Below are 14,637 nucleotides of genomic sequence, written 5' to 3'. Positions count from 1 at the left end.
GTGTGACAGATACCGGACAAACCCGGGTTCGATCACTAGATAGGCGGATAATTCGGGGCACTTCCATCCGTAGGAGGCCTCCGGTGAGAATCACCGTCTTATCCTCCCGCCTGGCTGCCATAGCAGCTCTGGCTCTGGCCACCGTCATGGCCGGGACGCCCGCGAACGCCGCGGACGACGTCGTCAAGAGCGACAACATCCGTCTGGAAGCGCACCTCGACCTGCCGGCGGGTGCGGCCATCAACAGCGACCTCGCCTTCCAGGGGGACTACGCCTACGTCGGCAACTTCAACGGGTTCTCCATCTACAACATCAAGAACCCGAAGTCGCCCCAGCTCGTCAGCTCGGTGAGCTGTCCGGGCGGTCAGATGGACGTGACGATCCTGGGTGACGTCCTGGTCACCTCCGTCGACTCCTCCCGCAACAACGACTCCTGCCAGAGCACGCCGCAGAGCGCGACGGTCAAGGAGTCCTGGGAGGGCGTACGGATCTTCGACGTCAGCGACAAGAGCAACCCCAGGTACGTCAAGTCGGTCGAGACGAACTGCGGCTCCCACACGCACACCCTGGTGCCCGCGCGAGGGCGCGACGCCAGGAAGTTCTTCTACGTCTACGTCTCCTCCTACCTGCCCGCCGCCAACTTCCCCGACTGCCAGCCGCCGCACGACAAGATCTCGGTCGTGAAGGTGCCGTTCGCCAACCCGGCCGCGGCCTCGCTGGTGGGCACCCCGGTCGTCTTCCCCGACGGCGGCAACGAGACCCAGCCCGGCCTGCTGCTGCCCACCAGCGGCTGCCACGACATCACCGTCTACGCCGAGAAGGACCTCGCCGCCGGCGCCTGCATGGGCGATGGCGTGATCTTCGACATCCGTGACCGGGAGCGGCCGCGGATCAAGGCCAGGACGACCGACCCGAACTTCGCGTTCTGGCACTCGGCCACGTTCAACAACGACGGTGACAAGGTCGTCTTCACCGACGAGCTCGGTGGCGGCGTCGAGGCCATGTGCACCACCGCGCAGGCCCCGAACCGCGGCGCCGACGCGATCTACGAGCTCCGCGGCCACCGGCTGGTCTTCAAGAGCTACTACAAGATCTCCCGCCCGCAGACCGACCAGGAGAACTGCGTCGCCCACAACGGCTCGCTGCTGCCGGTCAAGGGCCGCGACATCATGGTCCAGGCGTGGTATCAGGGCGGCCTGTCGGTGTGGGACTTCACCGACTCCTCGCGGCCGAAGGAGATCGCCTTCTACGACCGCGGCCCGGTCGACCCGACGCAGCTCGTCCTGGGCGGTTACTGGTCCACGTACTACTACAACGGCTACATCTACGGCAGTGAGATCGCCCGCGGGTTCGACGTGCTCAAGGTCGACGACCGGCGGACGAACCCGGCCAACCGCGTGAAGCAGTCCCTGCTCAATGCGCAGACCCAGTCCCGCTATCCCGAGCGCGGCTGGTAAGGCCCTTCTCCGGGGTACGGCTCGCGGCCCGGCGGGCCGTACCCGCTGAAGCGCTTCTAGAGCTCTGCCTGGATCTGCTGCATGCGGCGGATCTCGGCCGCCTGGGTGACGCCCACGTCGTTGGCCAGCTCCTCGACCCTGATGTGCGAGCCGCCCTTGAGCACCTGCTCGGTCATCGTGAGCGCGCCCAGGTGGTGCTTGATCATCAGGTCCAGGAAGAGCTTGTCGAACGCCTTGCCGGTGGCGGCCTTGAGCGCCGCCATCTGCTCCGGCGTGGCCATGCCCGGCATGCCCTGGTGCTGGGCGTGGTGCTCGGGCACCTTCTGGCTCTGTTCCTGGAGCCAGGTGGTCATGTACTGGATCTCGGGGCCCTGGGCGTCCTTGATCCGCGCGGCGAGGCCCTTGACCTTGGCCGCCTCGGCCCGGTTCGGGGCGAGTACCGACATGTCCAGCGCTTGGCGGTGATGGATGATCATGTCCTGCATGTACTTGATGTCCGAGGCGTTGGCCGTCGGCGACGGTACCGCCGTGACGGCCTCGGAGGGCGACAGCGTCTTGGCGCTCTCCCCGGGACGGCCCGGCGCGATGACGGGAGCCGTGGAGTCGGCACGAGGGGGTGTCTGCTTCTCACCGGTGCAACCGGCGAGGGCGACAACCGCGCCCATGACGACGATGAGCGCGACGCGCAACTGGCCTCCCTGACTACCCCATGCCGTAAAAGCGCACTCTAGACGACGATCGCGCGGGTTGGAAGACGGCAAATTGCTACAAACTTTGACAGCTTGCGTGCTGGTCAAATGACCGTTTTCATACGAAAATTTCTTCATTTATGCCCCCTTTATAGGAGGACTGAGTGTTATCCCCCCGCAGGGCCCTCATCGTGCTCGGTGCCGCCATCGCCCTGGTCGGAGGTGTGCTGCCCGCTCAGGCGGCCGACATCCCCGCCCCCGGCGAGGTGGTCATGAGCGACAACATGCGGCAGGTCACGAACGTTCCGAAGCCCGCCGCGCTCGCCGACATCAACACCGACATGGCCTTCCAGGACAACTACGCCTACGTCGGCAACTACTACGGCTTCTCCATCTACGACATCCGGCGCCCCTCGCGGACGTCGCTGGTCAGCACCGTGATCTGCCCGGGCGGCCAGATGGACGTCTCCGTCTACGGCGACCTGCTCTTCGCCGCCGTCGACTCCTCCCGCAACGACGACTCCTGCAACAGCACCGGTCAGAGTGCGACGATCAAGGAGTCCTGGGAAGGCGTCCGGATCTTCGACATCAGCGACAAGACCAACCCCAAGTACATCAAGTCGGTCGAGACGAACTGTGGTTCGCACACGCTGACCCTGGTGCCTGGCAAGGGCCACGACCGCCGGCGCAACCTCTACGTGTACGTCTCCTCCTACAGCCCCCGGGCCGACTTCCCGGACTGCGGCGTACCGCACGACAAGATCTCGATCATCAAGGTGCCCCTGCGCAACCCGACGGCCGCAGCCGTCGCCGCCACGCCGGTGCTCTTCCCCGACGGCGGCAACCCCGGGGTTCCGCTGCCCTACCCGGACGGCAAGTCGGCCACCAGCGGCTGCCACGACATCACCGTCTACGCGGAGAAGGACATCGCGGCCGGCGCCTGCATGGGCGAAGGCATCCTGATGGACATCTCCGACCGCCTCAACCCCAGGGTCACCGCCACCGTCCGTGACGACGTCAACTTCGCGTTCTGGCACTCGGCGACCTTCAACAACCGCGGCAACAAGGTCGTCTTCACCGACGAGCTCGGCGGCGGCTCCCGCGCCACCTGCAACGCCACCATCGCCAACACCCGCGGGGCCAACGCCTACTACGACATCCGCAGAGGCCAGCTCAACTTCAAGAGCTACTTCAAGATCCCGCGCCCGCAGGCGGACACGGAGAACTGCGTCGCCCACAACGGCTCGCTGATCCCGGTCAAGGGCAAGGACATCATGGTCCAGGCCTGGTACCAGGGCGGCATCTCGATCGTCGACTTCACCGACTCGGCCCGCCCGAAGGAGATCGGCTGGTACGAGCGCGGCCCCGACAACACCGCCCCGGCCCTGTCCGGCGGCATCTGGTCGGCGTACTACTACAACGGCCACATCTACGGCTCCGACTTCAACCTCGGGCTCGACGTGCTGTCGATCGACGACCGGCGTACCGACCAGGCCAAGCGGGTGCGCCTGGACAGTCTCAACCCCCAGACCCAGACCTCTTACCCCGACCGTGGTCACGGTCACGACCACGACTGACCAGGAGGACACTCCCTTGCTGCTGTCCACGTCACGGCGCTTCCTCGTCGCGGCCGGTGCCGCCGTCGCCTTAGCGGCGACGGCCGTGCCCGCGGCCGCCAACGACATCCCACCGGTCGACACGGTGGTGACCAGCCCGAACGTCTCGCACGTGCTCAACGTGCCGAAGCCGGCCCCGATCGCCGCCACCATCAACACCGACATCGCCTTCCAGGGCAACTACGCCTACGTCGGTAACTACGGCGGCTTCTCCATCTACGACATCAGCAACCCGAAGCAGACCAAGGTCGTCAGCTCGGTCGTCTGCCCCGGTTCCCAGATGGACGTCTCCGTCTACGGCGACCTGCTCTTCGCCGCCGTCGACTCCTCCCGCAACAACGACTCCTGCAACAGCACCGGCCAGAGCGCCACGATCAAGGAGTCCTGGGAAGGCGTCCGCATCTTCGACGTCAGCGACAAGGCCAACCCCAAGTACATCAAGTCGGTCGAGACGAACTGCGGTTCGCACACGCTGACCCTGGTGCCGGGCAAGGGCCACGACCGCCGGCGCAACCTCTACGTGTACGTCTCGTCGTACCTGCCCGCGGCGAACTTCCCCGACTGCGCGCCGCCGCACGACAAGATCTCCATCATCAAGGTCCCGCTGCGCAACCCGACGGCCGCCGCGGTCGCCGCCACGCCGGTCGTCTTCCCCGACGGCGGCAACGAGACCCAGCCCGGCCTGCTGGTGCCCACCAGCGGCTGCCACGACATCACCGCGTACGCGGAGAAGGACATCGCGGCCGGCGCCTGTATGGGTGACGGCGTGCTGTTCGACATCCGCGACCGGCTCAACCCCAAGGTGACCGCCAGGACCACCGACCCGAACTTCGCGTTCTGGCACTCGGCGACGTTCACCAACGACGCCAGGAAGGTCGTCTTCACCGACGAGCTCGGCGGCGGCGGCGCGGCCACCTGCAACGAGGCGACCGGCCCGACCCGCGGTGCCAACGCCTACTACGACATCCGCAGGGGCCAGCTGAAGTTCCGCAGCTACTTCAAGATCCCCCGCCACCAGGCGGACAGCGAGAACTGCGTGGCCCACAACGGCTCGCTGATCCCGGTCAAGGGCAAGGACATCATGGTCCAGGCCTGGTACCAGGGCGGCGTCTCGTTCGTGGACTTCACGGACATCTCGCGACCGCGTGAGTTCGGGTACTTCGAGCGGGGTCCGGCCAGCCAGGGTGGCGGCGGCATCTGGTCGGCGTACTACTACAACGGCTACATCTACGCGGCCGACTTCCACAACGGCCTCGACGTGCTCAAGGTCAACGACCCGCTGGTCCGCGGCGCCGACCGCGTCCGCACCGACCGGCTCAACGTCCAGACCCAGGAGTCCTACCGGGACGGCTGGCACCACTGACCGCTCTGTTCTCGGCGCTTCACGGCTCGCCCCCACACCTTCCGTGGGGGCGAGCCCCTTTTGTCCGGTCGCCATCGCACGGGTCCTCTCCGCCCCGGTTGCCTCGCGCCTTGGGTGGGCTTCCCGTCACAGCCCTCCATCCCCTACGGCAAGCCGCCCCACCGCCACCCGCCGCCGTGCGTGGGCGCCGATCGTGGGGGTCGCTTCTCACGTCGGACGGGGCCGGGCGCCGATACGGCCAAGATTGCTGACATAGTGGGACATCAGGTGATCAGGGGAGGTCTGTGTGGTGTCCAGAGTCGGCAGGGTCCTGATGTCCGCGGTGGCCGGACTGGCGCTTCTGGGAGCCGTGCCCGCCCACGCGGCCGAGAAGCCCAAGACCAGCGCCAACGTCAAGCACGTGGCCAACGTGCCGAAGCAGGCGCCCTTCGCCGCCGAGGACGCGTACAACACCGACCTGGCCTTCCAGGGGCGGTACGCGTACCAGGGCAACTACAACGGCTTCACCGTGTACGACATCGGCGATCCGGCCAAGCCGAAGGTCGTCAGCCGCGTGTCGTGTCCCGGGGCGCAGAACGACGTGTCCGTCACCGGGAAGCTGCTGTTCCTGTCCGTGGACGAGTCGCGTTCCGGTGACTCGTGCTCCAGCGAGTACGGTTCGCCGACGGACAAGGGCGCCTGGGAAGGCATCCGGATCTTCGACATCAGCGACAAGGCGCGGCCCAAGTACATCAAGGCCGTGAAGACCGCCTGCGGTTCCCACACGCACACGCTGGTGCCGGACAAGAAGGGCAAGTCGGTCTACCTCTACGTGTCCTCGTATGGGCCGGGGGACATCCTCGCCGGGTGCAAGCCGCCGCACGACAAGATCTCCATCGTCAAGGTGCCGCTCAAGAAGCCCACCGCCGCCAAGGTCGTCGCCACGCCCGTGCTCTTCCCCGAGCAGTCCGGCGGGCCGACCACCTCCGGCTGCCACGACATCACCGTGTACCCGGCCAAGGACCTCGCCGCCGGCGCCTGCATGGGCGACGGGGTGCTGCTCGACATCGCCGACCGCGAGAAGCCCAAGGTCACCGCCCGCGTCACCGACGAGAACTTCGCCTTCTGGCACTCGGCCACGTTCAACAACGCGGGCACCAAGGTGTTCTTCACCGACGAGCTCGGCGGCGGCGCCGCGGGCGTCTGCGACAAGGCCACCGGGCCCGAGCGGGGCGCCGACGCCGTGTACGACATCTCCGGCGGGGAACTGGCCAAGCGGGCGTACTTCAAGATCCCCCGCACGCAGGACAAGCGCCAGAACTGCGTCGCCCACAACGGCTCGCTCATCCCCGTCAAGGGCAAGGACATCATGGTCCAGGCCTGGTACCAGGGCGGCGTCTCGTTCGTCGACTTCACCGACCCCGCCCGGCCGCAGGAGATCGGCTACTTCGAGCGCCCGCCGTTCAAGGGCAGCGACATCGCCGGCTCCTGGTCGGCGTACTACTACAACGGCCACGTCTACAGCAGCGACATCCAGAAGGGCCTGGACGTGCTGCGCATCGACGACCCGCGCACCGACCCGGCCAAGAAGGTGAAGCTCAAGATCCTCAACACCCAGACCCAGTACGGCTACTGAACGCCCCGGGCACGTCCTAGGCTGGCGGCGCGAACCCGCCCGGCGTGACACCGGGCGGCTCCGCCGGCCGGCTGTAGTCGGGCAGCGCCGTTGGCCGCCGGTCCACCGCGGGTCCCGGCTGGGCGGGGCCCGGCTGGGCGGGGTGCGGCATCGGGTGCTGAGGGCTCATCTGGCCGGGCTGCCACCCCGTCTCGGGCTGACCGGGCGCCGGCGGTGGCTGAGGCGGCGGAAGCGTGGGGCCCGGGTGCCATCCCGTCCCGGGCCGGGGCTGGGCCGCCTGTTGGACGGGCGCAGGCTGCCCGGGAAGTGCCCAGGGGTTCGGCGAAACGGGCCCAGGGGAGGGCTGCGGCACTTGGGATGACGCGGACTGCGGCACCTGCCAAGGCTGGGACCACGGTGCGGCCGGTTCCTGCTGAGCCCATCGGCCCGGCGGTGCCGGAGCGGGCTGGGCGCTGACGGGTCGCGGGTGCGGGGAGCCGGGGGGCTGGGTCCAGGGGGCCGGCGGGCGGGTGTGGCGGGCGAGCCGTACTTCCTCGCGGCGGCGGCGCTCGGCCAGGACGGCGCTCAGGTACGCGTGCGGCGGCACGCCCCCCGGGGCGGCGGGCGAGACGTAGGAGGCGACCTGGTTGGCGATGCGCACCCCCATCTCGTGCTGTACGGCGGGCGCGAGGTCGTACCAGCGCGACAGGTACTGCCGGGCGGCCGAGGCCACCTCGTCGGGCAACTGGGACAGCTCCAGCCTCGCGGCCCAGGCGGCCAGCTGAGGCGGCATCACGATCGCCTGGGTGGTGTCGCGCGGCGCGCGTTCCGAGATCACGATCGTCCCGGCGAACACGTCACCGAGCCGCTTGCCGCGCTGCGAGACCAGGGACGAGATCAGGGCCGGGGCGCCGGAGAACATCCAGAACTCCATCACCCCCGCCAGCCCCCGCATCAACGCCTGCCGGAAACGTTCAGGGCTGCCGTCGTCGCCCACCACCCGCAGGCCGAGCGCCAGCTTGCCCAGGCTGCGTCCGCGCGTGGCCGTCTCGAAGAGGACGGGGTAGCCGACGATCACCAGCACGACCATGACGATGTTGGCCGCGGCGAACAGCGCGGAGTCGCTGATGCCCGCGAAGTTGATCAGCAGGACGGCGAACCCGATCATCAGAACGCCTTGGACCAGCATGTCGATCACGACGGCGACGGCCCGCGAGGGCATCTGCGCCACGCGTACTTCGACGACGACGGCGTCTCCCGTCACAACCTCGGACATACCGGGAGCCTAGTCGGTGACAATGGTCGGGTGGATATCGACGCGTTCATCGCCGCACACCGTCCCACCTGGGACCGGCTGGAGCATCTGGTCAAGCACCGCGGCAGGCTGACCGGGGCGGAGGTGGACGAGCTCGTCGAGCTTTACCAGCGGGTGTCGACGCACCTGTCCATCGTCCGCTCGGCCTCGACCGACGCGATGCTGACCGGCCGCCTGTCCGCCCTGGTGGCGCGGGCGCGCTCGGCGGTGACGGGGGCGCACGTGCCGGCGTGGCGGGAGTTCGCGCGCTTCTTCACGGTGTCGTTCCCCGTCGTGGCCTACCGGGCGCGGTGGTGGTGGCTGGGGGCGACGGTGGCGTTCGTCGTCGTGGCCTGGGTGATGGGCGCGTGGGTGGCGGGCGACCCCGAGGTGCAGCGCGCGATCGCCACACCGGAGGAGATCACCCAGCTCGTCGAGCACGACTTCGCCGACTACTACTCGGAGAACCCGGCGGCGTCCTTCGCCAGCCGGGTGTGGATCAACAACGCGTGGGTGGCCGCGCTGATGCTCATCGGCGCCATCTTCATGGGCCTGCCCATCCCGTACTTCTTGTTCCAGAACGCCGCCAACGTCGCCGTCTCCGGCGGGCTCATGGCTTCCCGCGGCAAGCTCGACATCTTCTTCGGCCTGATCACCCCGCACGGCCTGCTGGAGCTGACGGCGGTCTTCCTGGCCGCGGCGGTGGGCCTGAGACTGGGCTGGACGGTCATCGACCCAGGCCCCAGGAGGCGCGCCGAGGCGCTGGCCGAGCAGGGCAGGGCGGTGATGAGCGTGGCCATGGGCCTGGTCGTGGTGCTGTTCGTGTCGGGCCTGATAGAAGCGTTCGTCACCCCGTCCGGCCTGCCGACCTGGGCCCGCATCGCCATCGGCGTCCTGGCGGAGGCCGCCTTCCTGGCGTACGTGGTCTTCTACGGCCGCCGGGCCATGCGCGCCCAGGAGACCGGGGACGTGGAACGCGCGCCCGACCTCGCCCCCACGGCCTGACCGGGATCAGAGGCGGCCGGCGGCCTTCAGGGCGAGGTAGGCGTCGGCCAGGGCGGGGGCGATGTCCTCGGGGGCGGCGTCCACGACCTCCACCCCGTGGCGGCGCAACCTCGCGGTGATCCGGCGGCGTTCGATGCGGGTGTATTCGGCGGCCGCGGCGTCGTACACCTCTTCCGCCGTCGCCTTGCGGCCCGCCATGTCGGCCACCGCCGGGTCGGACACACCGGCCACCAGGACCAGGTGGCGCGAGGACAACTGGGGCAGCACCGGCATCAGGCCCTCGTCGAGCGCCGACGCGTTCAGGTCGGTCAGCAGGACCACGAGGCAGCGGCGCTTCGCGCGGGACAGGATGTTGGCCACCATGCCGGGGGAGTCGGCTTCGATGAGTTCCGCCTCGATGGGGGCCATGGAGTTGACGAGCGCGGTGAGCAGTTCGGTGCGGGAGGCGCCGGAGACCCAGGCGCGCACCGCGCGGTCGTAGGCGAGGAAGTCGACGCGGTCGCCGGCGCGGGCGGCCAGGGCGGCCAGCAGCAGAGCGGCGTCCATGGACCAGTCCAGGCGCGGCCAGCCGGGGACGGGGCGGGCCTGGTCCGACGGGGTGAGGACTTCCAGGGCGGCCCTGCCGGTGTCGCCGGTCAGCGGGACCGGGGCGGTGCCCACGCGCCCGGCCGACGTGCGGCCGGTGTCCAGGACGATGAGGACCCTGCGGTCGCGTTCGGGACGCCACGTGCGGACGACCACGTCGTGGCGGCGGGCGCTGGCCCGCCAGTCGATGGAACGCACGTCGTCGCCGACCACGTACTCGCGCAGCGAGTCGAACTCGGTGCCCTGGCCGCGAACCAGCGCGGGGTGCTGTCCTTCGAGCTCGCGCAGCTTGGCCAGGCGCGAGGGCAGGTGCTTGCGGGACAGGAACGGCGGCAGCACGCGTACCGACCAGGGCGCGCTGTGGGCGCCCTGCCTGGCGGCCAGGCCGAGCGGGCCCACGGAGCGGACCGTCACCGAGGCGGAGGCGCGGTCGTCGCGCCTGGTCGGGGTCAGCGTCACCACCAGGCGGCGGCGTTCGCCCGCCGGGACGTCCAGCTTCAGCTCCCGGGGTGCGGCTCCGGCCGAGGGCGGCCAGGCGTCTCTGAGCACGCCCTGGACCCTGCGGGGGCCGGGGTTCTCCACGGTCAGTTCGACGGTGCCGGTCTGGCCGAGCCGTACCAGATTGTCGCCTGAGCGGTGGAAGCGCAGCGGGCGCACGGAGCCCGCGAGCACGAGGTCGACGGTGATCGCGGCGGCCAGCACGAACAGCCAGCCGAGCAGCGCGAACCCGGGCTCGGGCGCGATCAGCACCACCACGATCCCCACCGCCGCGACCAGCGCGGCCCGCCCCGTGAGAGCCATCAGCGCGGGACCGGGACCGAGGCCAGGATGCCGTCGAGCAGGCCGTCGGCGGTCGCGCCCTCCAGCTCGGCCTCCGGCCGCAGCTGGATGCGGTGGCGCAGCGCCGGACGGGCCAGCGCCTTGACGTCGTCGGGAGTGACGTACGGCCGGCCGGACAGCCACGCCCACGCCCGCGCGGCGGCCAGCAGCGCGGTGGCGCCACGCGGCGAGACGCCGAGCTGGAGCGACGGCGAGGTGCGCGTGGCCCGTCCGACGTCGACGATGTAGCCGAGCACCTCGGGCGCCACGTGCACCTTCGCGACGGCCTCGCGGCCCGCGGCGAGGTCGTCGGCGGTGGCGACGGGCTTGATCTCCGACAGGTCGCGCGGGTCGAAGCCGTTCGCGTGGCGCTGGAGCACCGCGATCTCCTGCTCGCGCGGCGGCAGCGGCACGGTCAGCTTCAGCAGGAACCGGTCGAGCTGGGCCTCGGGAAGCTGGTAGGTGCCCTCGTACTCGACGGGGTTCTGGGTCGCGCACACCACGAACGGGTCGGGCAGCATGCGCGCGGTGCCCTCGACGCTGACCTGCCGCTCCTCCATGGCCTCCAGGAGTGCGGCCTGCGTCTTCGGCGGCGTGCGGTTGATCTCGTCGGCGAGCATGAGGTTGGTGAAGACGGGTCCCTCGCGGAACTCGAACTCGGCGGTCTTCGCGTCGTAGATCAGCGAGCCGGTGACGTCGCCGGGCATCAGGTCGGGGGTGAACTGCACCCGCTTGAAGTCCAGGGCCAGCGCCGACGACAGCGTACGCACCATCAGGGTCTTGGCGACGCCCGGTACGCCTTCGAGCAGCACGTGCCCGCGGCACAGCAGTGCGATGACCAGCCCCGTCACCACCGCGTCCTGGCCGACCACGGCCTTGGACACCTCGGCACGCAGCGCGCCCAGCGCTTCCCTGGCCGAGTCGCCTCGGGCGGTGGCGGCGACGCGCGTCGTCTCCTCAGTGTTCACGCACGATCCTTTCGATGAATTCCAAGTATCGGGCCAGGGCGACGAGCCCGGCGTCGTCGGCGGGCGGCGGGCCGTACAGCGCGCCGCCGACCTGATGCGCGTCCTGCCCCGTCCGTACGGCCACCGCCGCCACGACCTCATGCTGACCGGCGCCGGGCGCGAGCCCGACCCGCGGCGTCAGCCGGTCGACGGTCCCGGCCCTGAGCACGGCGGCGGCCCGCTCCCTGGCCCGCCTGGCCCGGTAGAGGCGCCCCCGGCCCTCGACGGTCTCGGCGGCGCGCACCACGACGGGCAGCTTCTCGGCGACGACGGGCCCGAGCCTGCGCCCGCGCCAGTAGGCGGTGACGAGCACGGCCAGGCAGGCGGCGAGCACCGCCCACGGAACGCTGTCCGGGACCAGTTCGCCCAGCGACTTGCCGCCCGCCCCGGCCAGGCTGCCGGTCGGCGGCTGGTCGGGACGTACCAGCCAGGTGACGGCCGGCTTGGTCCCGAGCAGGTTGAGCGCGAGCGCGGCGTTGCCGTCCTCGGCCAGGTACTGGTTGGTCATGAACGTGCCGTCGCCGAGCACGGTGACCGTGCCGCCCTCGCCGGGCGCCTGGACCAGCGTCGAGCCCTTCTCGCCGGGGTAACAGCCGTTGGCGCCTCTGAACAGGTCGCCCCCCAGATAGACGCTGCCCGCCGCCCTCGCGGCCGGAAGGTCGCATTCGGGCTCTCTGGAGCGCACCCGGGCCGCCTCCGACTCGGGCGTGATGCCGGGAGCCAGCACGTCGAGCCCGTCCAGGTGGCCGACGATCACCCGGTCGCCCTGGAGCTGCGCGAGCCGGTCGAGTTGCTGCCAGTCGAAGGAGGCGGTGTGGGTGACGAGCAGGAGCCTGCCGCCGCCCTTGGCGATGGCGGCCTCGACCGAGTCGACCCTGTCGACGGTGACGCCCCGCTTGCGCAGCAGTTCCGCCAGCGCCTTCGAGCCTTCCATCGAGGTGTCGGCGGGGTCGAGGCGGCGTGCCTCGCGCGCGCCGGGCGCGAGGGCCACGCCGATGATCGCGGTCACCGCGACGAGCGCGCCGAGCGCGATCCAGAACCGTCCGGCCCGCCACAGCGAACCCGTGGTGGGCGAGGTGCTCACGCTCATGCCAGCACCGGCTTCGCCGCCTGGAGCCGCTGGTCCAGGGAGGTCATCGCGTCGTAGGCGGCGGGGGTGCCGGGCACGTCGCCGTAGGTGACGTCGTCGAAGGAGCGCGCGGCGGCGGCCAGTTCGCCGGCGAACGCGGGCAGCGCGGCCCCGGCCTCCGCGGCCAGTTCGTCGGCGGTGCGGCCGGGCAGGCCGTTCACGAGCGCGCGCTCCTCCAGGTCACGGGCGATGGCGCGCAGGCGTTCCTGGACCGCCTCGCTCCAGTGCTGCTCGGCGGCCAGCCGCTCGGCGATGGCGCGGTGCTCGGCGGCGGTCAGCGTGCGATCGTCGAAGACGAGGCCGGTGACGGGGGCGTTGCGCCGGGACGTCTTGCGCAGCCGCCAGACGACCAGGGCCGCGACGCCGAGGATGATCAGCCCGATGAGGATCGCCGCGATGACGCCGCCGGCGGCGCCACCGCCCGTCGCGGCGTCCAGCAGGTCGCCGATGAACTGCTGGACCACGCGGGTGATGCGGGCGAGCAGCCCTTCCTTCTCGTACTCGGGCCTGAGCAGTTCCTCCGCGGCGCGCCGTCGCGCCTCGTCCCGGCCGATCGGGGTCACGACCGGGCGGCGTTCGACGGGTGCCAGAGCTCGTCGGCGGAGGAGTGCACCCACCCCTGTCGCTGCTGTTCGATCGCCGCGGTCTGGAGGACCAGGTCGAAGGCCTCGCTGCGCATCCTGCGGTCGGCGTAGAGCAGACCGGCGACCGCCGCCTGGAACGGGTAGACGATCATCGCGGACAGCGTGGCGCCGATCGCGATCAGGACGGCGCTGATCGCCACCACGCCGACGCCGCCGGTGCCCGTCACGCCCAGCAACTGCGCGCCGAAGGAGAAGGGAATGCTCAGGACGCTGCTGACCAGGTACGCCAGAATCCCGGTCAGGAGCAGGATGCCGAGCACGCGCCAGAAGTCGCCGGAGACCAGCCGCCACGAGCGTTTCATGGCCTCGACCGGCCCGCGGCCCTCCAGCACCACGATGGGCGCGGCGAAGGCGAACCTGGTGTTGAAGAACAACGCGTACACGGCGTACAGCAGGAGCATCAGGAGCATCAGCCCGATCAGGCCGAACGCGCCTTCCGCCGAGCTGGTGTTCAGGCCGAGGACGACGAAGAGCGCCACCAGCGGTACGACAGGTGCCAGCATCACCAGCCCGACCAGCACCACGACGCCGAACAGCGCCCCGATCCTGCCCTTGACCAGGTGCCACGCCTCGCCGGGCGTGATCTTCCCGCCGAAGACGGACCGGCCGAGGATGCGGGTGAGGATGCCGGTGAGCACGGTGGTCACGACGAAGCCGACGACCGCCGAGATGAGGATGCCGCTGTAGCCGGCGACGACGGTGCCGATCACCCCGCCGCTGCTGACGCTCTCCGGGTCGCGGCTGAGCGAGGACAGCTGGCCGTTCATCACCGCGGTGGCGATCGCCACGGGCACCGAGGCGAGTGCGGCGGCCAGCGCCGACATGCCGAGGATGGCCTTCGGGTTGGAGCGGATGAACTTGATGGAGCCGTCGAGGATGTCGCCGAGCCCCAGCGGGCGCAGCGGGATGATGCCGGGCCGCAGGTGCTGCGGCGGCGGCATGTGGCCGTATCCGGGCGGAGGCGGCAGCTGCTGGTACGGCTGCGCTCCGGGAGGGGGCGGGGGAGGAGGCTGCTGCGCGCCGTAGGGCGGGGGCGGGGGCGGCTGCTCACCGTACGGCTGGCCGTAGGAGACCGGCTGCGGCCCGGATCCGGGCGCGGTCCATGGGGAAGCCGGCGGCGCGCCGTAGGGTGGGGGCTGCTCGGCCGACCATCCTGGTGGCCGCTCGGGCGAAGGACCGTCTGACATATCCCAATCCTGGCATGGTGGGCGACTCATTGGGGTCACGCGGTCGTTTCGCCCGGCTGAACTACCCCTGCATTCCAGGGTGTTTCCGGCCCGGGCAGAACTTCGGGGATAGCCGAAAGTCGGCCGGTTACCGCAGACTGAGAAGGTGGACGCCGCTGCAAGTCTAAAATTCGGCTTTTGATGTGCTGGAGTCACACCCATGAGCTGGGCAAGGGTAACCTACAGCAATCATGCGGGTATGTCCCACA

Annotated in this window: 12 protein-coding genes; 5 read left to right on the top strand and 7 right to left on the bottom strand. The window is 70.2% G+C overall.

Annotated features, from left to right (window positions below; all coding sequences use genetic code 11):
• Window positions 1-146 precede the first annotated feature (146 nt).
• Window positions 147-1,457 carry an LVIVD repeat-containing protein gene (locus tag ACIBI5_RS30120; protein WP_397252269.1) on the top strand — a complete coding sequence of 437 codons (1,311 nt, stop codon included), beginning with the start codon at window positions 147-149 and terminating at the stop codon, window positions 1,455-1,457.
• 56 nt (window positions 1,458-1,513) lie between these two features.
• On the opposite strand, the gene ACIBI5_RS30115 is transcribed toward ACIBI5_RS30120, so the two are convergent.
• A complete protein-coding gene (locus ACIBI5_RS30115) occupies window positions 1,514-2,146 on the bottom strand; it encodes a DUF305 domain-containing protein (protein ID WP_397252102.1) in 633 nt (210 codons plus the stop codon).
• Between the two features lie 164 nt (window positions 2,147-2,310).
• Here ACIBI5_RS30115 and ACIBI5_RS30110 point away from each other — a divergent pair, with 164 nt between their 5' ends.
• The 3 genes from ACIBI5_RS30110 (at window position 2,311) to ACIBI5_RS30100 (ending at window position 6,740) form a co-directional block, all read left to right on the top strand.
• Entirely contained in the window at window positions 2,311-3,723 is a 1,413-nt protein-coding gene (locus ACIBI5_RS30110; RefSeq protein WP_397252101.1) for an LVIVD repeat-containing protein, read from the top strand.
• Window positions 3,724-3,745: 22 nt separating this feature from the next.
• Window positions 3,746-5,125: an LVIVD repeat-containing protein gene (locus tag ACIBI5_RS30105; RefSeq protein WP_397252268.1), complete on the top strand. Its 1,380-nt coding sequence runs from the start codon at window positions 3,746-3,748 to the stop codon at window positions 5,123-5,125.
• A gap of 313 nt (window positions 5,126-5,438) precedes the next feature.
• Complete coding sequence (locus tag ACIBI5_RS30100) at window positions 5,439-6,740, top strand: LVIVD repeat-containing protein (RefSeq protein ID WP_397252267.1); 1,302 nt, start codon at window positions 5,439-5,441, stop codon at window positions 6,738-6,740.
• 16 nt (window positions 6,741-6,756) lie between these two features.
• On the opposite strand, the gene ACIBI5_RS30095 is transcribed toward ACIBI5_RS30100, so the two are convergent.
• Entirely contained in the window at window positions 6,757-7,995 is a 1,239-nt protein-coding gene (locus tag ACIBI5_RS30095) for an RDD family protein (protein ID WP_397252100.1), read from the bottom strand.
• Window positions 7,996-8,025: 30 nt separating this feature from the next.
• On the opposite strand from ACIBI5_RS30095, the gene ACIBI5_RS30090 reads away from it, so the two are divergent.
• Window positions 8,026-9,018, top strand: coding sequence for a stage II sporulation protein M (locus ACIBI5_RS30090; RefSeq protein ID WP_397252099.1), 993 nt, complete (start codon window positions 8,026-8,028; stop codon window positions 9,016-9,018).
• Window positions 9,019-9,024: 6 nt separating this feature from the next.
• Here ACIBI5_RS30090 and ACIBI5_RS30085 read toward each other — a convergent pair whose 3' ends face one another.
• Genes ACIBI5_RS30085 through ACIBI5_RS30065 form a run of 5 tightly spaced genes read right to left on the bottom strand, consistent with a single transcriptional unit; the run spans window position 9,025 to window position 14,389 of the window.
• Window positions 9,025-10,404, bottom strand: a complete 1,380-nt coding sequence (locus ACIBI5_RS30085; protein WP_397252098.1) for a DUF58 domain-containing protein — start codon at window positions 10,402-10,404, stop codon at window positions 9,025-9,027.
• Entirely contained in the window at window positions 10,404-11,390 is a 987-nt protein-coding gene (locus tag ACIBI5_RS30080; RefSeq protein ID WP_397252097.1) for an AAA family ATPase, read from the bottom strand. The genes ACIBI5_RS30085 and ACIBI5_RS30080 overlap by 1 nt, the downstream gene beginning before the upstream one ends.
• Window positions 11,380-12,519, bottom strand: coding sequence for a DUF4350 domain-containing protein (locus tag ACIBI5_RS30075; RefSeq protein ID WP_397252095.1), 1,140 nt, complete (start codon window positions 12,517-12,519; stop codon window positions 11,380-11,382). Before ACIBI5_RS30075 ends, ACIBI5_RS30080 begins: the two co-directional genes overlap by 11 nt.
• Window positions 12,516-13,121, bottom strand: coding sequence for a DUF4129 domain-containing protein (locus ACIBI5_RS30070; protein ID WP_397252094.1), 606 nt, complete (start codon window positions 13,119-13,121; stop codon window positions 12,516-12,518). The genes ACIBI5_RS30075 and ACIBI5_RS30070 overlap by 4 nt, the downstream gene beginning before the upstream one ends.
• Entirely contained in the window at window positions 13,118-14,389 is a 1,272-nt protein-coding gene (locus tag ACIBI5_RS30065; protein WP_397252093.1) for a glycerophosphoryl diester phosphodiesterase membrane domain-containing protein, read from the bottom strand. Before ACIBI5_RS30065 ends, ACIBI5_RS30070 begins: the two co-directional genes overlap by 4 nt.
• Window positions 14,390-14,637: the final 248 nt, after the last annotated feature.

It is taken from the genome of Nonomuraea sp. NPDC050540, from assembly GCF_044457485.1.
Lineage (GTDB): Bacteria > Actinomycetota > Actinomycetes > Streptosporangiales > Streptosporangiaceae > Nonomuraea.
This window is presented reverse-complemented; position numbering and strand designations above follow the sequence as displayed.

Bases quoted from the DNA above. Each gene is read 5' to 3' on its own strand.
- ACIBI5_RS30095 (WP_397252100.1), bottom strand. From the start codon at position 7,995: ATGTCCGAGGTTGTGACGGGAGACGCCGTCGTCGTCGAAGTACGCGTG.
- ACIBI5_RS30075 (WP_397252095.1), bottom strand. From the start codon at position 12,519: ATGAGCGTGAGCACCTCGCCCACCACGGGTTCGCTGTGGCGGGCCGGA.
- ACIBI5_RS30065 (WP_397252093.1), bottom strand. From the start codon at position 14,389: ATGTCAGACGGTCCTTCGCCCGAGCGGCCACCAGGATGGTCGGCCGAG.
- ACIBI5_RS30100 (WP_397252267.1), top strand. From the start codon at position 5,439: ATGTCCGCGGTGGCCGGACTGGCGCTTCTGGGAGCCGTGCCCGCCCAC.
- ACIBI5_RS30085 (WP_397252098.1), bottom strand. From the start codon at position 10,404: ATGGCTCTCACGGGGCGGGCCGCGCTGGTCGCGGCGGTGGGGATCGTG.
- ACIBI5_RS30120 (WP_397252269.1), top strand. From the start codon at position 147: ATGGCCGGGACGCCCGCGAACGCCGCGGACGACGTCGTCAAGAGCGAC.